Raw genomic sequence first — 20,845 nt, forward strand, 5'->3', positions numbered from 1 at the left:
CTATGGATGCATGTCTCCACGGCGTTCTGTATTTCTTGAAGGTCCTTTTTCATTGGATTTCGAAATATCTTTGGCGCCACATTGTTTTAGAATTCTTTCGGCTTTATCCTGCCAGTCGCTATCGTCAACGTGAACAGACAAAAGAATTCCTCCGTCTTTTACCATTGTTTCATAACGTTTGGCTTCGTACTCTGGGATGCCCATACCAACCAGCGCACCTGCCAGGCCACCAACCGCAGCACCAGCACCTGCTCCCGCAAGGGCTGCCATGATTGGACCTGCTGCAACCAAAGGACCCAGGACTGGCAATGTTGCAATTGCACCAGCACCCACTAGCCAGCCCAGTGTACCGCCCAAAAGAGCGCCTGTACCGCCACCAATTGTCGCGCCTTCCGGTGCTTTAGTGTCCTTTTCGTGAGCAAAGCGAGCTGTATCACCTTTGTCTGGCATCAATACAGAAACGTCTTCGCTACGGAAGCTTTCTGTGCGCAGTTGCTCAACACATTGTTCGACTTGCGAACGAGACTGAAAAATACCGAATACGACTTTATCTCCACGTTGTCCCATGATGTACTCCTTTATTTTGTAATTACGGTGTTATTGATGACCTGCGCAGCACCTGCGACGCTTTTTGCGATGCTGCCAACTTTTTCTTTTTCACTGGCAGAGTCGACGTTGCCTTTCAGGATCACGCGATTGTTATTGTCGGTGATGATCTGAATATTGTGCGCTTTGGTAGACAACGAGTCGTCGGCCACAATTTTTTCGCGGATCATGCGTGTGATGTCCGTCGCACGTTGAGTGGTCATAGCCTGATCGTCAGCTTTTCTAACGGATTGGCCTTGTTGATAGCTGGTTCCTTCTGCAAATGCCCCGCTTACGGCAAGACTCAGAATAAGGAACGATGCGATTTTTCTCATAAATTCCTCCTTTTATTCCCACAAAGATAATCGTGACTCGAAGTAATTCCAGCTTTCTTACGCAAAATTGTGAAGTGTCATGTAAAGCGGAAGATTAATGACGTGAATTCAAGACTTTTAAAGTAAATCTAGTAGATATTCCCGGACGTTAGTGAGCAGGCCGAAGCGGCCTGCTTTCATCTGTTTTTCCTCTGTAAACAATAAATTTCTATTTCGATTCGCTTGCTGGAATCGGTTCAGATGTGCTGGTGGATTGTGGTTTCGTCTGGCGGCCTTTTGAAGCGTCACCACGGTGTTTTTTAAACGCTGTGGATGAGGGGTCTTTCTTATCTGTGACGGCAGATCCCTCACGCAACGGTTCGCGCTCCGCAGGGGAGTTTGTGTTTGCGGTGCGATCCTTGTCATCGTTGGCAAAAGATGTTGTAGCGACAGAGATAACCGCAAGAATGGCTAGTAGGATTTTCATAATAGCTCCTTATTATGCTGGTAATTGTTTAACTAGTTCAGCGCGCTCCCAATGACGGTGCTTGCTTAATTCTTTAATAAATCTTGGTGACAGTTCCGTACTTTTTGCAGCACTGACGTAACCGGTTTTGTTTTTGCCAATTAGACCCATAGTGGCTTTTTCAACCAAAGCTGAGGCCGTACCCACGGCTCCAATGGTTTTACAGTGTTTAAATGACTGCGCAATAAAACGCAGGGCGCGGCTTTGCTCTTCCGGATCATCGTACTTATCAGTCATTGCGATCATTCCATCATAGGCAACTGAGGGTGTGGAATTTAAGGTTTTATCACCATCCCTGCGAACTGTTGCCAGATCAGGTCCTTCCATTCCTGGATAGACAACGTCGACCGCACAGCCCTCGGCTTCCAGTGACTTTCTCAGTGGAGCCACCTGATTAAGCGGACTATTAATGTTCACCAATAAGGCAATCTTGCGCGTTTCCACTGAACTTGGGGCTGTCTTAACCATACTCAGTGCGGGGGATTGTTTTGGCAGTGGTGATTTCTTGCCGTTTACGTTGGAAGAATTTTGATCTTCCTCAATTGTCTCCATGCTGCGATTATCCGGAATAATATTGTTTTCGTGATTTGCAGGGTTTGGTTGCTCGACACCTTGGGCAGGTGGCTCCAGTCCTAATTTTTCTGCAATCGCGGCGGCCAGATTGCGATCCACCATCATCAGGGTCGTGACCATTCTCTTTCGAACAGCAACGGTCTCAACTTTTGAAAGTTCAAACACGAAGGCATCGCGAATGTGGTCTTGTTCAATTTTCGTCTGACTATTATAAAACAGTTTTGCCTGGGAAAAATGATCACCAAAACTTTCGCTGCGCGCCCGGACTTTGTGGCCTTCAACTCTTTCTGTTAAATGCACAAATGATTTCATCTTGGCTGGGGAGTGAAAAGGGCAGCCGCCTCCCAGGGAGTTTGGTTCGTAGGCGACTCGGCCCTTAGGAATAGTTTGTCTGCCGAAACCATCGCGTTGATGGTTGTTGATTGAAGCCAACGGCCGGTTTACAGGAAGCTCGTGAAAATTCGGTCCGCCCAGTCTGGTGATTTGCGTGTCGGTATAAGAAAATAATCGGCCCGTCAGCAAGGGATCATTTGTCACATCAATACCCGGAACCAAGTGACCTGGATGGAAAACGGCCTGTTCAATTTCTGAAAAGAAGTTGTCGGGATTGCGATTAAGAACCATCCGCCCGATGATTGTGACCGGTACCATTTCTTCAGGAATGATTTTAGTTGGATCTAATAGATCAAAAGGAAATTTATGTTCATCCGATTCCGGAACCAGTTGCACACCTAGTTCCCACTCGGGAAAACCTCCAGAGTTTATGGCATCAAATAAATCACGGCGGTGAAAATCGGGATCTTGCCCGGAAATAAGGAGTGCCTCCTCCCAAACCAAACCATGAATTCCCAGTTTCGGTTTCCAGTGAAACTTAACAAAGGTTCCTTCGCCCTTGGCATTTACAAAACGAAACGTGTGAACACCAAAACCTTCCATCATGCGAAAGCTTCGGGGAATAGCACGATCACTCATGGCCCAGAAAACCATGTGAGTGCTTTCCGGCATCAGGGATATAAAATCCCAGAATGTATCGTGTGCGGTTTGAGCCTGGGGAATTTCATTGTGCTGTTCTGGTTTAGCCGCGTGAATCAGGTCAGGAAACTTCATCGCATCCTGAATGAAAAACACGGGGATATTATTTCCGACTAAGTCATAGTTTCCCTCGTCGGTATAGAATTTGGTGGCAAAACCCCGCACATCACGAGCCGTATCAGTGGAGCCACGAGATCCCGCAACGGTTGAAAAACGCACTAACACCGGGGTGCGTTTGCCGACTTGGCTTAAGAAGCCTGCTTCTGTGAATCGCGACATGTTCTTGGTGCATTCAAAATAACCGAAAGCACCTGCTCCACGGGCATGCACTACGCGCTCAGGAATTCTTTCGTGGTCAAAGCTTGTTATCTTTTCGCGCAGAACAAAGTCTTCAAGTAATGTGGGACCACGAATTCCCGCCTTAAGGGAATTGTGGTTGTCAGAAATGCGCGCACCTTGATTAGTCGTCAAAAAGTCCCCATCCAGTGTCATTGCCCCGACTCTGGGAACGGGATCACGATTCGAATTGGTATCTTTAGAGGGAGATTTCTTTACTTTGTTTGAAGGTTTTGTTTTCGCCATGCCTATCTCTCCTGTGAAGGTTAAAAGGCAAGGGTAGGGGTGGGTGCCAGAAGAGTCTATACGGACTTCAGTTTAACAATGAATTAGAGTGGGATCTGCGACACGACAAACTGCGATCGTACCGCTGAAGGTGTAAAAAGAACGGTCTTTTTCCAACAGAGTTGTGCGCTGCCGCACCCGTAGCGGGTGTGGCTCTTACTGCGGAGTTCCGTTTGCAATCCAGGTATCGACTAAAGTTCTTTGTGCCTGCGGCAGTATTCCATTTGTCGGCATAGGATCGTTGGCGTTATTCATGCGCGCTTTGATTTTCGAAGCGGCTGCTTTTGCCTGCGCATAATTTGTTAAATCCAATCCATCTTTAGCATTGCCGGCTTTGTGGCAGGCAAAACAGTTCGTCGCGAATACTCCGCCAGAAGCTGCCAGCTGAGTATAAGTTACAGTAACCGGAGTTGGTGATGGTGTAGGCGAAGGCGATGGTGACGGCGTCACTGAAGGTGACGGACTAGGGCTTGGCGTAACTGTTGGGCTTACAGTCGGCGAAGGACTCGGGCTAGGTGTAACGGTTGGGCTCACAGTCGGAGTTGGCGATGGCGCAGGTGTCGCATCAGCTTTGCATTGTGCATACTTATCTTGGGCTGCTGTCCAGTAAACATTGATCTCATCAACACGTGCTTGATTGACAGGCCCCGTAGCTGGCGGCTGATGATTGGCGTCGACTGCGCGGCTTGAAATATAAGCGGCACCCACAGGTGTAAACGCATTATAAGAAGTCACGACATCCTTGCTGCCGAAAACTCCTTTGCCAATTCCTCCAGCAGCGTGACAGCCACCGCAGGTTTGGTTCAGAAACGGATGAAAGGTATTAGCGTAAACTTTGACAATGGCCTCTTCGCAGGTTTCGCCATTGGCTGTGGAGAATTCAGAGTTACCACCAGAAATTGAACTTAACGTCGTGAAGCCCTCACCGCAGTTGTTGAAAGAAACCAAAGTTATCACTGCACCGATTGCCCAGAGTGTTTTCTGTACAGCATAAGATCGCTTCAAGGAGGCCTCCGCTAAGACATGATGATAAGTGCGCTATATTAGTTTCGGCTTTAAATTAGGTGGGCAAAATAACAAACACTCGGATTCTCATGCTGAGACAAATCTTCTGTTCCATAGAGAAATGCAATTTCGGAGCGGTTGGTTTCAGCGATAGCAATAGAAAACGCGACCCTTATCTTGCAAGCTGAAACTTCTCGAAACGCTGAAGTTCCTGTTCAATGAGCTTCTTGTTGGCTTGCGATTTGTGCTTTTCCAGCCAGCTCCATTGTTGAATTAGCAGCTTCTGATTTTGGCGGTCCGTTTTTAAATCTAAAACCGCAACGGCTTGGTCGCCGATGATCACGGGTAGAGTGAAGTATCCGTACTTTCTTTTTTCTTTGGGCACATAGGCCTCAAAACGATGATCGTAACCAAAGAACATATTAAATCGTTTTCGTTGAATCACCAATGGATCAAATGGCGACAGGATATGAGTCAAATCACCGGCATCATCGATACCTTCATCAAGGTGAGTGGGCTCTATCCAAAACTGAACCTTATCAACGCCTTCAGCTTTAACGGGAATTAGTTTCCCCTGACGAACTCGTGCTTGCAGAAGTTTTAGTATTTCTTTTTTGTGTGCGACCTTTTCCATATAAGAAATGGAATCAACACTGACAACACCTTGTGAGCGCAATGCGCGATCCAGGTGATAATCCAATACCTCAGCTGCAGTTGCAGCCTTAGGTCTTTTCGTCCAACCAAAATGGCGATTGGTCAGTTCGTATTTCTTTAGCATCCCCTGGCGTTCGCTGATTACTAAATCCCCGGCATTGAAAGCACTTTGCAGAGCTTTCTTAGAGGGCTTTTTGCTGGCCCATGGGTGATCCTTCTCCACCAGTACTTCGTCATTCACATCGCGGATGGAAATGGGTCCCTGCTTCTTAACTAGCGCCATCGCTTTTTTGATATCCGCATCGGTTACTGTAGAGTACCAAGGGTTTTTCTTACGGCGTTTCATATCATTGATAAAGTACTTAAAGTCCTCGGTCGCGATATACGCCAGCGCATGAGTCCAGTACTCGAAGACAGTTTTATCTTTGTTTTGTGCCTGATGCAGGTATGAGGTTTTGTAATCGGGTATACGAGAATACAAAATATGATGGTGGCTGCGCTCGATCACACTGATCGTATCGATCTGTACATATCCCAGATGTTTGATGGCTTTGACGATCGCCTTAGGTCCTTTTCCGAAATATGTGGCTTCGTGAAGTCCTTGGGACCTCAACCATAGAGAACGGATCTGGGCTTTAGAAAGTGTGATTTCAGACATATCATTTTAACAATGACGGACTGAGAGCGATGTGTAAAGTGCCAGGTCCTATTCCCGTATGCGCTGCATACAGGAATAGGACCTGGCACCTTTTTTCTAGCGGCGTCCCTTGGCCATGATCATTGTATAAATCAAGCTCGGATAGCCGGGGGTGTTCGATTTTTGGTACTCACGCACCGTCATTTTTCCGTTTTCAACTTCAATAATCTCGGTTGCTGTAAAGTTTCCGTTCGGCTCGGTGACAGAACCAGTTGCGCGGGTATGAAACACAGTCAGACGGGTTTGTCCATAGCTTGCCAGTCTGAAGATCACAGGTTCACCGCAAAGGATGTCCCCGCACATGCGATAGCCTTTAGCGCGAAGTGAATCATCGATGTCGATTCTTCCCCAGGCGGAGTCTCCCCCGATGCGAATCCAGTTTCCGACCAGTTTGTCATTTCTGGCCAAGGCGTTTGAACAACTGACCGTAAGCAAGAGTAAGAAAATTAATTTTAATGTTTTCATTTTAGTTTCCTATCTACTTAGTGGGAGGGCAGAAGTTGCGCCTGGGTTGATGATACGGAACTTGGATTAGGTTTTGGCTGAGGAGGGAATACATGTTTCTTCCAGCCACAACGACGAACCCGATGATAAGTTTCCGTGTCGAAGTGATTAAGTGGATTTCTGTTTCCGAACTTATAGTACTCATCCACTTTAAGACGGTTTTTACCCTGAAGTCGTACTTCCTGGAATTTGGGCTTTTTTCCGTCATAAGTAATAAGTGCTCTTGTATAAACTCCCGCAGGCTCTAAAGGAGTACCGAAGGACATCAGCAAACCATCCTGACTTTTAATTCGAATAGGACCGAACGCTTTTGAACTTTTCGTCGCAATAAGATCACTGGAAATCACAAGACACTTGTCACCAGCCCGCCATGTACCGGCAAAATCAGGAGATGTCTTGCTATCATCAGGGGGAGGGGGCGGCTCGTTACCGCAAATGCCATTTAAGTTTGCTGTTTTCAGCCAGGGCTCAAAATCAGTAAGCTCGAATTCGCCGACAAGAGCGGCTCCAGTTCCATCGGGATTCAATGGATACTTGGGTCCTGAAGCATCACCCCACCAGTTACAGGAAGCAAAGCCTTCACGTTGCAAAGGCATGACCGAAGCTCCAACTCCTCCTTCGGAGAAGTTCCCAAAGGAATTTCGGTTAACATCAATGTTGGAGTTTGCATAGCCAGAAAGCTGGTTCAGATAAACTCCATAAGAACCTCCGCTGAAGGAATTCTGAGTGACTGTAATTCCATCGTTTGAACCGATGATCCAGATTCCAATAGCAGTAATCTCTGGAGGATTTTCGAAAGTGTTTCCAGTGACGATGCTACTTCCTGTCGTCTGAAAAATAATTCCGTATTTGCTGTTCTGAATATTGTTGTTTTCAATGGTGATATTTGAATGGGTAGCCGTAGGCCCCCAACCTTCAAAGTCAATCGCAACGGGAGCATTGTCTCTGAATAAATTATCGCTAACAATTACGTTGGAAATTGGGTAGTTGTTGCCGTTGTAGACTATGATCGCAGCTGAAACTTTTCCGTTAAGAAATGCATTCTTTGAAACAACTAATGGAGATGCGCCGTTATTCGCTAGCCCCAGACTGTTTGGATTGTTGCGGAAAATGTTATTTTGAATTGTTGCGCCATGAAAGCCCGTTGAGATTTGGATCGCATACATGTTTGAGTCGACCAGTTGCAACCCATCGAAGGAAACCCGGTTGGCATTGACGACAAAACCGTGTCCAATATTAATCGTAGCTTCGCTGTACCCCAAAATGACTCGTTGTCGGGCATCCACGCCGGCCTGGGGGCCCACGATCGAAATACTGTTGTTGATCGCGATGGGTCCCGTTTCGGCATAAGAGCCCGGAGCTATGTGAACCGTATCGCCATCAGAACTAGCACCAATACCATAACTGATTGTTTGGCAGGGTTGTGAGCTGTTTTGGCAATTACCTGAATCAGTCCCATTAGCAGACACATATATATCTGCTGAAAAAGCTTCCGAGCAGAGCAGACAAAGAACCAATCCCGCCAGATAACGAGCTTGTAGTTTCATAAAAACACCCTTTCGTTTGATTGGAAAAATCTAATTTTCCACAAACAAGGGAGTCAACCCGGCATGGTAAACAACATATTATAGACCGCACTATCAGAACAAACGTTCTGATTTAGATTTCTATTTTTGCTCCCATGGCTTCGATGAGTACAAGAGCCTCAGGGAACGAGAAGTGAGCATCTTTGATTTTGGTGAATTTAGGATGGATAAAGTAACTTCGCGCGCCTCTTAGGTCGGCTTTTTCCAAATTGGCATTTGCAAAAGAAGTTCCGGATAAGTTTGCCTGGGAGAATGAGGATTTGGAAAGGTTTGCTCCAGAAAAGTCGGCCTCGCGAATCACGCAATTTTCAAAACTGACTCCGCGCAGGTCAACAGCTTGAAAGCTGCTGTAATCAAGCTTGCATCCTTTAAAGCTGAAACTGCCATTTTTGCGAACCTCAGTCCAATTGATCCCCATCAGGTTGCAATCTTCAAAGACCACTCCGCGAAGTGATACGTTTAACAGCGAGCAGTTGGCCAAGTGGCACCCGATAAACTTGCAGTCAATAAATACCGCACTTTTCAACTCGTATTCAGTCAGATCGATTTTTTCGAATTCATATCCTGAAATCTCCGAACGACTTTCATTCAGAAGATTTTGTAATTCGCTTTCGCTCGCAGTGGTGTATTTCACGGATGCCTCCTGTGGTGCCAGGTCCTATTCCTGTATGCGCCGTTTACAGGAATAGGACCTGGCACCTTTAAAGTAAAAGACTTTCTGTTCGGCAGGAGATGCTTGAAATCCGAATTCCCAAAGGTGTTAAGAGGTTGGTATTTTCCGATTTCTGAAGCTCTTAAAACGCTCTGTATTGAATTATAAAAACCCCTGGTCGAACGCCGAATGATGAAATTGAAAATCACAGAAGGTAGAGTGGTTCCAGCGCGTTTAAACGGGCAAAATTTAGTTATTGTCTGGTCCTGATTTGACGCGTTTGCGAGTGGTGGTGGAAGTTTGTGTCAATTAATCTTGCTAATCAGAATAAAGAATGTCCCAATTATTAGGCACCCGCATAGAAAGATCAGCAATGAAGCTTAAGAAAATTTCAGTCGTAAAGTCTAATAACTCACTGGATGCGTTGTCGGTTTCTGATTGGGTTTACGCACCAATTGATAGAGCTCAACTTAAGAAGTTGAGAAGCTATATTGAAGCCAACGGTTTTAAGCAATCTAAAGGCAGCGAAACTGATTTTGTTGTTTCAGCATTAAGCTGGGTTAGTAATCAATGGCAGCATGACGGATTTCATGCTCCACCTGCAAGTTTTCAAGCACTTGATATTCTGAAAGCTGTCCATAAAAAGAACGAACGGTTTCGTTGCGTCGAATATGGCGTCGTCCTTGCCGAAGTTCTGCAAGCATTTGGGTTCATCACACGCAGTCTTGCTTTAAGAAGCAATGACGTTGCTTACGGAGGCTATGGTCAAGGGCACGTCGTCATGGAAGTGTGGTTGAATGATCTTCAGAAGTGGATTTTCCTGGACCCGCAGTTTGGAACCTACTTAACGACGGAGAAATCTAAAATTCCGCTGAATTACTATGAGATCTTCAAAGAAAAGAAAGCCGGTCGTTATTCAACGTTAGCAGTCAAAGTGGCGCCGGATTGTACTAACGCTCTTTCCAGTAAGTCTGAAAAGGAAAGCTATAAAGCATTTCTTAAAGAATACTTTGGTCACATCACTGTTTATAGCGAGGCGCTAAACATGGGGCCGTCGCTTCTGCTTGAGCAGAAAGGTATGCCTCTAGCTTTTCAGGGATTGCGACTGGATAATGCGCTTTATATGACTCGCCCGGAATTATTTTATCCAGAGATGAATCGGGTGGCAGTATTGCTAAGCTATACAGATGCGGGAGTCGAGGCGACAAGAAAGTTCAAAACTTTGGGAATCAATTCCGATGAAGACTATTTGCAAAAGATGGCTTTGTTTGCCGTAAAGCCATCTTTTAGAGTCGTACTTAAAACTGCTTCCAAAATTAAAGAAAGCTATCAGTACCGAACATCGCCTCAGGGAAAATGGGTCAGCATTAGAGGAAATTCTTTTGAATGGTCCGCTCTGCAAGCCAAGAATGACTTGGAAGTTCGATTGGTAAACGAATACGGCCGCCCGGGTCCTTCTACCTATATCAAGATTGCGTATAAATAAGGTGCTAGGTACATTTTTCTTCACAAAAGTAAAAAGAGTGAAAGTGAACTGATATCAAATCACGATTTTCTGCCAAAAATTTGACCTGAGCTGCAGCGATCAATTAGGACTGTTCAAAGTTTTAAAGGAGCAGACCTATGAGAATTTTGATTGCGATTGTGACCCTTTTGGCAGCGTTTACTGTTCAGGCGAACACGGACAAGCTGGTTATTTATTCTTCTTACGACGGTGAAAGACTGGCACCTATTCTGAAACCATTCACACAAATGACGGGTGTTGAAGTGGAAGTGGTTTTTGCTTCTTCTGCTGAACTGTTGAAACAGTTGGAAGCTGAAGGCCAAAACTCACGTGCCGATCTTTATCTGGATAAAGACATTGTGTATATGGGTGAGGCGAATCGTAAAGCATTCTTGCAGTCATTTTCGACTGGTAAAGTCTCTCAAAAAGTTCCATCTCATTTGATCTCTAATGATAATAACTGGTTCTTGTTGTTCTACCGCGCGCGCACTGTGATGTTCAACAAACAGAAGGTGAATCCTGCAGAGTTGAATACCTATGCAGACCTTGGCAACCCAAAATGGAAAGGCCAATTGTGCGTCAGAACTTCTAAAAACAGCTACAACGAAGGCATGGCTGCTTACTTTGTAAAACACTTCGGTGCCACACAAACTGAAGCGCTTTTGGCTTCTTGGGTGAACAACCTGGCGGTAGAGCCACTTAAAGGTGACCGTGACGTAATCGCAGCTATCGCTAACGGCACTTGTGCGATTGGTGTTGCAAATACCTACTACTTGGCACCTATCGTACGTGATGATGTGAATTTCCCAGTGGGCGTTCGCTTCCTTGAGCAAGACAAAATCGGCGCACACATCAATGGTGTAGGCATCGCTATTACTAAGTCTTCCAAGAATGTAGCGAAAGCCAATGCATTTCTGGAATTCATGGTTTCAAAACAAGTTCAAGAAGCAGTTGCGGGTAGCTTCAGTCAGTATCCTGCAAGCAAAGAAGCTGACATCGCGCCAATTCTTAAAGAATTCGGTCCATTTGTTGAGGACGCTAGCAATGTGAATGAAGTTTCTAACTTTGTTCCAGTGGGCATCGAAATGATGATCAAAGCAGGCTATAAATAATTAAATGGTGCCAGGTCCTGTTTACGGATGCACCGCTTACAGGAATAGGACCTGGCACCAATGTTTCAAAAATGACGATTTTGCCTAAATACACAAGAAGTTTACTTTTCCTTCGGGCATTATAAGGAGATGTATTTTTTAGCTCTTCTAACCATAAGCCTTCTGACGTGCTCACAGGTGGTGTTCGCTCTGCCGTCTTCAGAACCCTGTTTGGGAACCTATAAGGTCGCTGTGAACGAATCAGAGCCCCTTTACTTTCAAGCGCCTCATTCTAGAAACTTTACCGGCGTCAGCTACGATACTGTGAATGAGTTGCGATCGCGCACTTCCTGCAAGTTTGCGCCAATTCCCATGAATCGATCGCGGCTGCTGTCAGAGTTAAAGTCTTATCGTATCGACTTGGTCGTGGTCACAATCAAGAATCCGGTGTTCGATGAAGTCGCGAACTTCATTCCGATACAAAAAGTGGAGAGACAGGCTTTAACATCCGAAAAGATCGCAGCGGAGCACAAAACCTTTCAGACGCTGATCGATGATCCCAAAGTAAGTTTCATTGTTCTTCCCGCGGCTGCCTATTTTTTCACGGCAGAGGAAACAAAGAAGTTGAGTCAAGCCCAGCGCTTTATCACGGCTCCGTCTCTGCAAGCCTCATATAGAAGTCTTAAGAAATGGCCCCAGGCTGCTGTTGTTCAGAATGAATGGGTACACAAGTATTTCGAAAAGGTGCAGGCGTTGAAAGGGTTTGAACGAATTACTGATAAAGATAAAACCTTTGAGATCGGTATTTACTATCGTAACAAATCCAGAGCAGAAGACATTCAGGCGATCACTCAAGCCCTAAACGAAATGGTTAAAGATGGAACTTGGCAACGAATTACAGATACTTACGCCGACTTCGTGACCCCCGCGCTTATCAAAAAATAAACATTCATCACCTGATTGTAAGGAATCTGGGCTGTTCCAAATCTGCACTGCATAAATAATTTAAAAAGTTTAGGAAGTGCTCGGCGGGGGGCGTATTCCGTGGTAACTCACGCGCCATGAAAACTTCTACTATATTTATTTCCGCGATTTTACTTTCATTTTCTTTAAGTGCACAAGCCATCAATCCAGCCGCCAAAATCGTTTTGGGTTTGCACCTTGATCCCGAGTATTCTGGATTTGTATTTCCCTGCACGGAACTTTATGGCGTCGCTTTTTGTGACAAAGTAAAAATCAAGGACGTTAAATGCCAGCAAACTTTGGTGTTCACTCAAGTAAGTTCTGATGCCGTGATCATTTCTTGCCAACTTTCAGACGGTCGTAAGACTGTTTTGGCAAAAGCCCAGGGCGAAATGACAACGGATGATACTCAAGACGCATTTGCATATATCCCGGTAACAATGACTACCGAAGGCCAATCACTTCTGGCGCAATAGTTACCACAATACATGGCGCGGGTACTGATCCCGCGCTCATTCAGCACTTATTATTCAATGTAATGAATAATGTCTTCGCATTATCCCATCTAGTGGTGATCCCCCTATGAGCGTATAGTAGTTCAAAAGGAGGAATCACCTTATGAAAAAGCTTTTATTCTCTCAACGTAGTGACCGTGCCCATTGGGTAGGGGATGGATTCCCAGTTAGATCTATTTTTAGTTACAGTGGCATGACGAAAGAAGTGTCTCCATTTCTGTTAATGGACTATGCGGGTCCAGCCGAGTTCCCAGCAAACGCCAGTCCTCAGCGACGTGGTGTGGGAGAACATCCCCATCGTGGTTTTGAGACGGTGACGATTGTTTATTCGGGCGAGGTGGAACATCGAGACTCTTCCGGCGGTGGCGGCGTGATCGGCCCTGGGGATATCCAGTGGATGACCGCGGCTTCGGGATTGGTGCATGAAGAGCGACACGGTAAGGAGTTTTCGAAAACCGGTGGTCGCTTTGAAATGGTGCAGTTGTGGGTGAACTTACCAGCTAAAGACAAAATGTCGAAACCACGCTATCAGGGCATTCGCAATGCCGATGTGCCTAAAGTTGACTTTCCGGATGGCGGCGGCAGCCTTCGAGTGATTGCGGGTGAGTTTGCAGGTCAAAAGGGTCCTGCGAAAACATTCACACCACTGCATCTCTGGGATGTACGTTTAAATTCAGGGCACACGGCGGAGTTAAAAATGCCAACGGGTCATACGACCATGGTGTTTGTGTTAAGCGGGCAGGTTCGTCTGGCATCTGGTGAAACAATTGGTGATGCTGAAATCGCAGTTCTTAGCAGGGATGAAGAGGACTTTACTCTTCAGGCGACAAGTGATGCCAAAATTTTGATTCTGGGCGGGGAGCCGATCAATGAACCCGTTGTAGGCTATGGACCGTTTGTGATGAACTCCTCCGCCGAGATTCAACAAGCATTCATGGACTTTAACAGCGGCAAAATGGGTACGATCTCTGGTATTGAAGGATCGCAGGTTTAAATTCGTGGATAACCGGGAGCCACAAGGCTCCTGGTTTTTTTAGAACTCCGACGAGATAAGTCTTTTCTTAATCATGGCGCCAGCCAACGAAATAAATTCCGAAAGTTTAGGGGAAACATATTTTTGCGCAGGATAAACAAACTGCACATCTTTTGCTTCCGAGCGCCAGTCACGAAGAATACGTGTCAGCTGTTTTTGCCCGACATCTTTTTCGCAAACAAAAGTCGGAAGCAGTGCCACACCTTGGCCTGAGACCGCCAGTTCGCGCACCAGATAAAGCTCATTTAAAATCAGCTTTTGTTTCATCGCCACGTTAACGCGAGTTTTACTTTGACTGGTGAACTCCCATCTATTTCTTCCCAGCGGAGTAAACTGAACGCAGGTATGATTTAAAAGGTCCTTGGGATGAGTTATCTTTTCGTGAGTTTTAAGGTACGAGCTACTGGCGAATGGTGCAAAATAACTGACACCCAATTTTAAGGACTTCATGGCAGAGTCACTTAAAGAACCCGCTCTGATAGCAATATCAATATTTTCTGAAATTAAATCCAGGGACGTATCGGAGGCTATAAGTTCGACTGCGACCTTAGGAAATTTTTCCGTGTAAGCTGCAATGACTTCCGGAAGCACGCTGCTTGAGAACATCGAAGGAGCAGTGATGCGTAAGGTGCCAGAGGGTTCACTTTGACTAAGGCTTGCTTCTTGCTCGGCTGAAATCAGTCCTTCAATGTGTTTCAATGCACTTTGAAAGAATACTTCGCCCGCTTGGGTAAGGCTTAATTTTCTGGTAGTACGGTGAAGCAAGGTAATACCCAGACGCTTTTCCAAAGTTGACACTTTGGTGCTTACTGTAGAGTTCGGCATGCCCAGTTGGGCGGCAGCTTTATTAAAGCTACCAACTTGAACTACCCGTACGAAAATATGTATTTCATTTAAATCCATATCAGCTTGCATAGCGATATGTTCCGACTTGAAATCCCATTAAGCAATCAAAACTTCGCAGCAATCTTTTTCATTAACGTTCTTTAGCAAATAGGCGATAGAGGTCCGTAGGTACACCTAATAATTCAATCCGCTGATCGAACTGCATTCCAAGTTTTTCTGCGAGTTTCTTGGAGGGAATATTGTCCGGTGTGATCGTAGCTGTGATCTGATCCAGGTGAAGTTCGTTAAAACCAAAATCAACCAGAGCACGAGCAAGCTCGTGGCCGTAACCTTTTCCTTGTGCCGAACTACGCAGGCGGTATGTGATATCAAAGAGCTCTTCGTCCTTGAATCTCCACTTTGTCAGTCCACCCATGCCAATTAAATTTCCCGAGGACTTTTCAATGACAGCGAATTTTCCGGAATTGTTTTTAATCCAGGCCTTCGCAGACTCGATGCTCGTTTGTCTATAGTCAGTAATCAAATGCTGAGTAAAGCCTTCGTCATTGGAGAGTTCCAGGAAATCGGCAGCCTGTTCCTCTGTCCAAGGTTTGATGATTAGACGTGGCGCTTGGGGAGTAGAAGTCGTCATCGATTTCATGGAGAAAGAATAGCGCTGATATTGTTTTAGCGCATTCAAATTCTTTCCATCATTCTATATTTTAGAATCGTACAATCGAATCATTCTATTATACAGGGCATTAGCTTTGGGACATAACTTCGCCCATAACGAGTTAATAACTTTAAAAAAAGGAATGACCTATGAACTCTTTGAAAGCTCTTTTCGCAGTAATGGTTCTAGCAACGGCTACTACAACAATGGCCGCTGAATGCAAAGACACCAAAGGTAATGATATTTATAACAATCCGCCCGTATTCCAGGCTTTGATTTCTCAGGCAGAAAACTGCTACCAGGCAGCGGAGCTTGCAGGAGCGTGCGCGTGGGGTTCTGGCCTTGATGTAAGAACTGCTGGCTTGGCTTACGCTGTTTGTGAAGCAGACCTGGCGAAACGTCAGCCGGTTAAAGCGGACACTGATCTTTTGACCGCGATGGTTGAGCGTTGTGGCGCTCACCATGACCCAGATGGTGGTTCTATGGGTCGTTCTTTTACAGCTTTCTGCCAGTTGAATGCGATCGAATTTATCGTAAAAATGATTCCATTCCAGGAAGTATACTAAATAAAAAACCGGTTTATGCCGGGCTCTCTGTTAGACATCGAACAAGAGTAACTTCTTGTTCGTGTCTTCGCGTGTGGGGTTAACAAATTGTTCATTGTTCAGTGTTGTTCGCTGAACACTTCCGAACAATACAGTGAACACCAACCTTGCAAAGTGAATTCGAGTTTTAGTAGGTTTTGTTTTGTCGACATGTACAAAAACAAAACTACTAGAAACGAAAGTTCACATGAATAAAAAATTATTGATCGCAATGTCTGTTTTCGCATTTTCACTCGCAGCAAAAGCGGCAAGCCAAACATCAACAGCGACAGAATCCGCTCAAGGCTCAAACCAAAACTTTTTAAAACCATATGTCGGTGTTAGCTCCTTCAATATTGATGGTATCGCCGATGATTTTTCTTCCAAGGGTGGCTTCGTTGTTGGGGCTGCCTACCTGATGCCAACACCTGGTCAGAATCTTGCGGTTGAAGCGGGCCTGGAGTTCCTGCAAGCCGGTGCCCAAAGAGAATACGTGTGGGTAAGTTCTGGCGGCACAGCTATCAAGCAAGAACTAAATCTGACGTATCTTGCGATCCCGGTAAAAGCCCGTTATCAAATTTTCCAGCAGCCCTATAGCACAGTTAATTACAGCGCTATTGGTGGTGTCACTGTTGCGCATATGTTGTCAGCAAAATCCAAAACAGAAACTTTCGGTGTGAGTGATGAGACAGACATGACTTCTGATTTCAACACGACAGATGTGATGGCTTCCATCGGATTTGGAGCAGAGACTGAAATGTTCGCCGGAAAAGCAAATCTGGACATTGAATACACGCGTGGTTTTCTGGATGTAACCAAAGATGGCGGCGGTCACAATAGTGGTTTTGTCGTTAAAGCTGGATACTCCCTGCAACTTTAATTTGAAATCTAAAAACAAAAGGAAGCGAATATGAAAAATCTAGTTACAAAGTTATTTCAAATATCTGTATTAGCGGTATCGGTTTCATTGGTCGGCTGTGTGACGATGCCCTATCAGCCTTATGCCCGCGACGTGAAAAAGAAAGGTCAGTCTGGTGGTGTTGTGGCGATGAAATTGGATCATCGCGATGAAGACCGTGCGAAGGCTCAATCCATGATGGCGCGCACCTGCCAGCCCTATACCGTGAAAGTTTTGGAAGAAGGTGAAGTCGTCGTAGGTCAAGAGACCACAACGAAGGGCAATACTTCTTACAATGAAGGAGCCAAGGGATCCCAGGTGGGGAATCTGTTCGGTATCCCCGTGATCTCAGGTCAAAAGGATCCAAGCCAGGCGACTGAAACTGCCTCAAGCACAACCCAAATCAAGGAATGGCAGATCAACTATGAGTGCGAAAAGACCTCCAAAAGGGCGTCGCGTTAAACTTAGCGAACACTACGTTCGGGCAGAGGTTGATTTCATTGATGGCCTCAGGTATGAGGCTTTCATGGAATTAGACATTACCCGGCCAGAGACGACCTATCGGCAGTATATTGAGCGAGAATTTCGGCGACGTTGTCGTCGGAATTCTCTGTATTCCCTGCGGGCGTTTGCACGGGATTTGGATATCTCGGCTTCCAAATTGTCTGAAGTTTTACGCGGTAAGTGCGGTCTTTCAAATCATGCGGCAGAACTGCTTTGCGCGCATTTAAAACTGTCCGAAGTCGAAACTCAGCATTTTTTAATCATGGTGGAGGCTGAACACAGCCGCAACTCTTTCAGAAAAGAACAAGCCAAGGAAGTCCTTAAAAGTTTCCAGGCTATTCACGGCTACAGTGAGCTTGATCTTGAACGTTTTAAAATCATCTCGGACTGGCAGCATCTGGCGCTTTTGGAATTGATGGAGCTGGATGGTTTTGAAAGCAATCCGGAGTGGATGGCAGACCGTTTGGACTTGGATATTTTTCTGGTTTCGGAATCATTGGAAAGACTTCTGAATTTTGAATTGATTGAAATCGTAGACGGAAAATACCGACAAACGGGCGCAAATCATTCAATCACCACAGATGTACCTTCCCGTGAAATCCGGGAATACCACCTGCAGATGATGGCCAAGGCCACTGAAAGTGTTGATCAAGGTGATCGCAACGAGCGCGATGTTTCCCATATGATTTTCGCTATGGACGCGCAGGACTATCCCAAAGCTCTGGAAGCTTTAAAAAAGTTCCGCCGCGAATTTGCGACAAACATGCAACAAGGTGAAAATAAAAACGAACTGTATAGTTTGGGAATCCAGTTGATTCCGGTGACTTCGAAAAAGGGCAACGTATGAAGTTTCAAGTTCTTGTAATAGTTGTTATGACCGCATGGGTATCCATCTCCCATGGCTGGAAAGAAGTTGGTAATGCCGCTGGTATTACCGAACAGAATATCGTCTATGCCAAAGAAAATGCCGGTACGATTTTGGCCAATGCAGAAGTCTTTTCCGGGCATTTGAAAACAGAAAAAACATTTTTAAATTCGTTTATCGCAGCGTTGAGATACTCAACCTTGAAGTTTGACTATGCGAGCAGCGGAAGTAAATTCTCAATAGACGGTGATGCCTGGACTATTTGGGCGGCAAATCTTGGAGATTATGATCGGGATGGAAATGGCGTTCTGTCTTTGCATGAGTCCTATGCAGTGCTATTGGATATCTACGCATTGAAGAACTATTTTAATCCTGCGGAATTCGCACTGAACAGAGACAATTTGCTGCGAATTCTGGGGAACATTGAAAAAACCCTGGTGCTGAATAATTTCGGTGAAGAACTGTTGTGGACTGACTCTGCCGGATGGATTCATTTGTTCTATGCGGGAACACTACCTGTCAGTTTTACCCCGGATGTGTACCGAAGCCGCTTGTGTGGGGGAGAAGTAACCAACATAAAAATGATCAATCCCGCCCTGACTTCTGTGCAAAAGCGGGAGGACTCCATTCGATTGCTGGTCGTAGTCGACAGCTATTTCGAATGTGACGGTAAGCCTGCATCAAAACGATTGCCGATTGATTTACTTATTAAAGACGGCCGGTTGCATCTTCGTTAGCGATTGGAATCGAACAATCTTTGTTCAATGAAAAGATAATCCCAAGTGCCAGCGGCTTGCCAAACGGTTTGTTGGAAGCCTTCGTCCTCAAGATAAATTCCTTGAAGGCTCATCCCGAATAATGGTGCGTTCTGCCAAGCTTGCGGGATCGTGAAAGTCAGAATGATCGTTTTCATTCCAGGTCCTGCATCCACAGTTCTTTGCTTCATCATAAAGCCTGTAAAATCCTCCAGAGGTCCCTGGTTTTGAACCGCCTGTAGTTCGTTATTGATCGCAGCCAGGGTGTATGTCGCAAGGCCCTTGATTCGCACCGAAGAGGCTGACTTAACATCAATTCGTACCTCAATCTGCTGACCTTGGCTGTAGACGTAGGAGTTGGTCAAAGGCTGGTCGCCAAATTTTGCAGTGGATTTTGGTCCCAGGACTTTAACCGATTGAACAGCAATCCCCGAGCTGCCGGGCACATTGCCCACGTTAAAACCATTTTGCTCCGGTAAAAATAAAAGCGCAGTGTTGGGCTCTCCATCACCAACCACCTTAATGATTCGTGGATAGTAGTTACCTCCCACCATGTCAGGTGGGACAGTGAACGAAGTGGAAATCTCCCAAAGATTCTCGCCAACGACTTTTACCTGACAGTTCGGCGTATTGCTGACCAGGGGATAACCACCTGCCTGCAAAGGAGCTCCTTCCTGGCTGATTCCAAAATCGCAATGGTGGGGTTTTAAATCCGTATAGCTTTTCACCCGCATGGAGATTTGAATCGCTTCACCAGCTTTAACCTGGTTCTTGTTGTAATTAACTGACAAAAACTCAAGCGTGGAAACGAAATCCAGATCCGCAGCCAAGGAATCTCCAAGAAGCTCTTCGGAGCTGGAATCCAGCAAGCCATTTTTATCCAAGACGATATCAAACTTATAACCACGACGGGCAAAGTGATAGTCGACGAGTTGCCCCGCGGCATTTGCCTTGTAGCAAGTGTTACCAAGGATCATCGTCAATCGCAGGTTGCGTTTTCCGTCGGAGACTCCCAGATCACGCCAATGCGGAGTCCCTGTTTTTTGAGCAGCGATCTGGTGATCTTCTTTGTCGCAGGCAGATACCAAAGTGAACTTACCAAGATCCGTATCCAAAAAATTATTTCCATCGGTCAAAAAAGCGAAGGCATGGTTGAAAAATCTTTGTTCTAAATTGTCCTTGGGAACAGGGAACTGGAAAACCGCTGATTCCATACGTAGATTGTCCGGACCGGCATAAGGCGAATAAAGCAGATTTTTAGTGAAATCCTTTGCCATCAACGCGCCGACTTGATCGGGCAGACGTTGGCTGTCGTCGCTTATTCCAAGATGATGAGTCCACTCGTGGAATAGGATTGCCACTATGTTTTCGAAAGTAAGATTGGCAATAAGATCGGTGTTGAAATAAATCGGACTGTCAGGACTACGGCCAGTGATGGCAATCCGGTGGGATTCCCCCAGATTTGAAGAAAAGAATCCTGGATTGGATTTTTCACTGACGAACTGCAACTGAATTTGATCAGAAGATTTTGCAATTTGATAAAGTTTGGGCAGCAGGGATTTCAGCGGCTCTTGTTGAATGCAGTCACTCATTGCGCAGGCTTTGATAAAGTCATTGCGATGGGACCAGATCCAGCGAATCTTTTTTTCCGCAAGCGAATTTCCCGGAACACTGACCGAAGCATTTCCCGCACCAGGTTGAAGGAGGGGGCCTGCCTGGGATACGGAGGAAAATGCGCTTAAGGCCACAATCAGGGATAGCAATTTTTGCATCAAGCGGAACCTCCGGAAATCTGGGTATCCGCTGATATCATTATAACGAAAATTTAGCCATTTTATGCTCTGGCCCCTGTACTATTTCCATCGCCAGATAAGATACTTTCCGAT

General features: G+C 45.7%; 22 protein-coding genes. 10 read left to right on the forward strand and 12 right to left on the reverse strand.

The window, feature by feature from the left end; genetic code table 11:
* From ACLWNV_RS06265 to ACLWNV_RS06305, 9 genes are all read right to left on the reverse strand, one after another.
* Positions 1 to 567: a quinol:electron acceptor oxidoreductase subunit ActD gene (locus tag ACLWNV_RS06265; RefSeq protein WP_413587072.1), complete on the reverse strand. Its 567-nt coding sequence runs from the start codon at positions 565 to 567 to the stop codon at positions 1 to 3.
* 11 nt (positions 568 to 578) lie between these two features.
* Complete coding sequence (locus ACLWNV_RS06270; protein WP_413587073.1) at positions 579 to 920, reverse strand: BON domain-containing protein; 342 nt, start codon at positions 918 to 920, stop codon at positions 579 to 581.
* A gap of 208 nt (positions 921 to 1,128) precedes the next feature.
* Positions 1,129 to 1,386: a hypothetical protein gene (locus tag ACLWNV_RS06275; RefSeq protein ID WP_413587074.1), complete on the reverse strand. Its 258-nt coding sequence runs from the start codon at positions 1,384 to 1,386 to the stop codon at positions 1,129 to 1,131.
* Between the two features lie 12 nt (positions 1,387 to 1,398).
* Complete coding sequence (locus ACLWNV_RS06280; RefSeq protein ID WP_413587075.1) at positions 1,399 to 3,612, reverse strand: catalase; 2,214 nt, start codon at positions 3,610 to 3,612, stop codon at positions 1,399 to 1,401.
* A 195-nt stretch (positions 3,613 to 3,807) separates the two neighbouring features.
* A complete protein-coding gene (locus tag ACLWNV_RS06285; RefSeq protein WP_413587076.1) occupies positions 3,808 to 4,656 on the reverse strand; it encodes a hypothetical protein in 849 nt (282 codons plus the stop codon).
* 172 nt (positions 4,657 to 4,828) lie between these two features.
* Positions 4,829 to 5,968: a winged helix-turn-helix domain-containing protein gene (locus tag ACLWNV_RS06290; protein ID WP_413587077.1), complete on the reverse strand. Its 1,140-nt coding sequence runs from the start codon at positions 5,966 to 5,968 to the stop codon at positions 4,829 to 4,831.
* 96 nt (positions 5,969 to 6,064) lie between these two features.
* Positions 6,065 to 6,472, reverse strand: a complete 408-nt coding sequence (locus tag ACLWNV_RS06295; RefSeq protein WP_413587078.1) for a hypothetical protein — start codon at positions 6,470 to 6,472, stop codon at positions 6,065 to 6,067.
* Between the two features lie 17 nt (positions 6,473 to 6,489).
* Entirely contained in the window at positions 6,490 to 8,058 is a 1,569-nt protein-coding gene (locus tag ACLWNV_RS06300) for a nitrous oxide reductase family maturation protein NosD (RefSeq protein WP_413587079.1), read from the reverse strand.
* Between the two features lie 112 nt (positions 8,059 to 8,170).
* Positions 8,171 to 8,731, reverse strand: a complete 561-nt coding sequence (locus ACLWNV_RS06305; protein WP_413587080.1) for a pentapeptide repeat-containing protein — start codon at positions 8,729 to 8,731, stop codon at positions 8,171 to 8,173.
* A gap of 391 nt (positions 8,732 to 9,122) precedes the next feature.
* Between ACLWNV_RS06305 and ACLWNV_RS06310 the strand changes: the two genes are divergently transcribed.
* The 5 genes from ACLWNV_RS06310 (at position 9,123) to ACLWNV_RS06330 (ending at position 13,816) form a co-directional block, all read left to right on the forward strand.
* Positions 9,123 to 10,235 (forward strand): hypothetical protein, encoded by a 1,113-nt coding sequence (locus ACLWNV_RS06310; RefSeq protein WP_413587081.1) that lies wholly within the window; start codon positions 9,123 to 9,125, stop codon positions 10,233 to 10,235.
* A 137-nt stretch (positions 10,236 to 10,372) separates the two neighbouring features.
* Positions 10,373 to 11,365 carry an extracellular solute-binding protein gene (locus ACLWNV_RS06315; RefSeq protein ID WP_413587082.1) on the forward strand — a complete coding sequence of 331 codons (993 nt, stop codon included), beginning with the start codon at positions 10,373 to 10,375 and terminating at the stop codon, positions 11,363 to 11,365.
* A gap of 231 nt (positions 11,366 to 11,596) precedes the next feature.
* A complete protein-coding gene (locus ACLWNV_RS06320) occupies positions 11,597 to 12,289 on the forward strand; it encodes a transporter substrate-binding domain-containing protein (protein ID WP_413587083.1) in 693 nt (230 codons plus the stop codon).
* A 116-nt stretch (positions 12,290 to 12,405) separates the two neighbouring features.
* Positions 12,406 to 12,783, forward strand: coding sequence for a hypothetical protein (locus tag ACLWNV_RS06325; RefSeq protein ID WP_413587084.1), 378 nt, complete (start codon positions 12,406 to 12,408; stop codon positions 12,781 to 12,783).
* A 142-nt stretch (positions 12,784 to 12,925) separates the two neighbouring features.
* The gene (locus ACLWNV_RS06330; protein ID WP_413587085.1) at positions 12,926 to 13,816 is read left to right on the forward strand and encodes a pirin family protein; all 891 of its coding nucleotides are present in this window, start codon (positions 12,926 to 12,928) and stop codon (positions 13,814 to 13,816) included.
* A gap of 39 nt (positions 13,817 to 13,855) precedes the next feature.
* Here ACLWNV_RS06330 and ACLWNV_RS06335 read toward each other — a convergent pair whose 3' ends face one another.
* Both ACLWNV_RS06335 and ACLWNV_RS06340 read right to left on the reverse strand, forming a co-directional pair.
* Entirely contained in the window at positions 13,856 to 14,770 is a 915-nt protein-coding gene (locus ACLWNV_RS06335) for a LysR substrate-binding domain-containing protein (protein ID WP_413587086.1), read from the reverse strand.
* A gap of 61 nt (positions 14,771 to 14,831) precedes the next feature.
* Positions 14,832 to 15,341, reverse strand: coding sequence for a GNAT family N-acetyltransferase (locus ACLWNV_RS06340; RefSeq protein ID WP_413587087.1), 510 nt, complete (start codon positions 15,339 to 15,341; stop codon positions 14,832 to 14,834).
* 161 nt (positions 15,342 to 15,502) lie between these two features.
* Here ACLWNV_RS06340 and ACLWNV_RS06345 point away from each other — a divergent pair, with 161 nt between their 5' ends.
* The 5 genes from ACLWNV_RS06345 (at position 15,503) to ACLWNV_RS06365 (ending at position 18,941) form a co-directional block, all read left to right on the forward strand.
* Complete coding sequence (locus ACLWNV_RS06345) at positions 15,503 to 15,919, forward strand: hypothetical protein (RefSeq protein ID WP_413587088.1); 417 nt, start codon at positions 15,503 to 15,505, stop codon at positions 15,917 to 15,919.
* A gap of 226 nt (positions 15,920 to 16,145) precedes the next feature.
* Entirely contained in the window at positions 16,146 to 16,817 is a 672-nt protein-coding gene (locus ACLWNV_RS06350; protein WP_413587089.1) for an outer membrane beta-barrel protein, read from the forward strand.
* 30 nt (positions 16,818 to 16,847) lie between these two features.
* The gene (locus ACLWNV_RS06355) at positions 16,848 to 17,297 is read left to right on the forward strand and encodes a hypothetical protein (protein WP_413587090.1); all 450 of its coding nucleotides are present in this window, start codon (positions 16,848 to 16,850) and stop codon (positions 17,295 to 17,297) included.
* 64 nt (positions 17,298 to 17,361) lie between these two features.
* Positions 17,362 to 18,186 carry a DUF4423 domain-containing protein gene (locus ACLWNV_RS06360; protein ID WP_413587091.1) on the forward strand — a complete coding sequence of 275 codons (825 nt, stop codon included), beginning with the start codon at positions 17,362 to 17,364 and terminating at the stop codon, positions 18,184 to 18,186.
* Complete coding sequence (locus ACLWNV_RS06365; RefSeq protein WP_413587092.1) at positions 18,183 to 18,941, forward strand: hypothetical protein; 759 nt, start codon at positions 18,183 to 18,185, stop codon at positions 18,939 to 18,941. Before ACLWNV_RS06360 ends, ACLWNV_RS06365 begins: the two co-directional genes overlap by 4 nt.
* On the opposite strand, the gene ACLWNV_RS06370 is transcribed toward ACLWNV_RS06365, so the two are convergent.
* Entirely contained in the window at positions 18,938 to 20,731 is a 1,794-nt protein-coding gene (locus ACLWNV_RS06370) for a hypothetical protein (RefSeq protein ID WP_413587093.1), read from the reverse strand. The two genes, ACLWNV_RS06365 and ACLWNV_RS06370, sit on opposite strands and share 4 nt — an antisense overlap.
* Positions 20,732 to 20,845 lie beyond the last annotated feature (114 nt).

This window comes from Bdellovibrio sp. HCB274 (genome assembly GCF_047306075.1).
Taxonomy (GTDB): Bacteria; Bdellovibrionota; Bdellovibrionia; order Bdellovibrionales; family Bdellovibrionaceae; genus Bdellovibrio.

Excerpts from the sequence above, each read along its gene's own strand:
- ACLWNV_RS06265 (WP_413587072.1), bottom strand. The coding sequence starts at position 567 with ATGGGACAACGTGGAGATAAAGTCGTATTCGGTATTTTTCAGTCTCGT.
- ACLWNV_RS06270 (WP_413587073.1), bottom strand. The coding sequence starts at position 920 with ATGAGAAAAATCGCATCGTTCCTTATTCTGAGTCTTGCCGTAAGCGGG.
- ACLWNV_RS06275 (WP_413587074.1), bottom strand. The coding sequence starts at position 1,386 with ATGAAAATCCTACTAGCCATTCTTGCGGTTATCTCTGTCGCTACAACA.
- ACLWNV_RS06280 (WP_413587075.1), bottom strand. The coding sequence starts at position 3,612 with ATGGCGAAAACAAAACCTTCAAACAAAGTAAAGAAATCTCCCTCTAAA.
- ACLWNV_RS06290 (WP_413587077.1), bottom strand. The coding sequence starts at position 5,968 with ATGTCTGAAATCACACTTTCTAAAGCCCAGATCCGTTCTCTATGGTTG.
- ACLWNV_RS06295 (WP_413587078.1), bottom strand. The coding sequence starts at position 6,472 with ATGAAAACATTAAAATTAATTTTCTTACTCTTGCTTACGGTCAGTTGT.
- ACLWNV_RS06300 (WP_413587079.1), bottom strand. The coding sequence starts at position 8,058 with ATGAAACTACAAGCTCGTTATCTGGCGGGATTGGTTCTTTGTCTGCTC.
- ACLWNV_RS06310 (WP_413587081.1), top strand. The coding sequence starts at position 9,123 with ATGAAGCTTAAGAAAATTTCAGTCGTAAAGTCTAATAACTCACTGGAT.
- ACLWNV_RS06315 (WP_413587082.1), top strand. The coding sequence starts at position 10,373 with ATGAGAATTTTGATTGCGATTGTGACCCTTTTGGCAGCGTTTACTGTT.
- ACLWNV_RS06325 (WP_413587084.1), top strand. The coding sequence starts at position 12,406 with ATGAAAACTTCTACTATATTTATTTCCGCGATTTTACTTTCATTTTCT.
- ACLWNV_RS06330 (WP_413587085.1), top strand. The coding sequence starts at position 12,926 with ATGAAAAAGCTTTTATTCTCTCAACGTAGTGACCGTGCCCATTGGGTA.
- ACLWNV_RS06335 (WP_413587086.1), bottom strand. The coding sequence starts at position 14,770 with ATGCAAGCTGATATGGATTTAAATGAAATACATATTTTCGTACGGGTA.
- ACLWNV_RS06340 (WP_413587087.1), bottom strand. The coding sequence starts at position 15,341 with ATGAAATCGATGACGACTTCTACTCCCCAAGCGCCACGTCTAATCATC.
- ACLWNV_RS06345 (WP_413587088.1), top strand. The coding sequence starts at position 15,503 with ATGAACTCTTTGAAAGCTCTTTTCGCAGTAATGGTTCTAGCAACGGCT.
- ACLWNV_RS06350 (WP_413587089.1), top strand. The coding sequence starts at position 16,146 with ATGAATAAAAAATTATTGATCGCAATGTCTGTTTTCGCATTTTCACTC.
- ACLWNV_RS06355 (WP_413587090.1), top strand. The coding sequence starts at position 16,848 with ATGAAAAATCTAGTTACAAAGTTATTTCAAATATCTGTATTAGCGGTA.
- ACLWNV_RS06360 (WP_413587091.1), top strand. The coding sequence starts at position 17,362 with ATGGAATTAGACATTACCCGGCCAGAGACGACCTATCGGCAGTATATT.
- ACLWNV_RS06365 (WP_413587092.1), top strand. The coding sequence starts at position 18,183 with ATGAAGTTTCAAGTTCTTGTAATAGTTGTTATGACCGCATGGGTATCC.
- ACLWNV_RS06370 (WP_413587093.1), bottom strand. The coding sequence starts at position 20,731 with ATGCAAAAATTGCTATCCCTGATTGTGGCCTTAAGCGCATTTTCCTCC.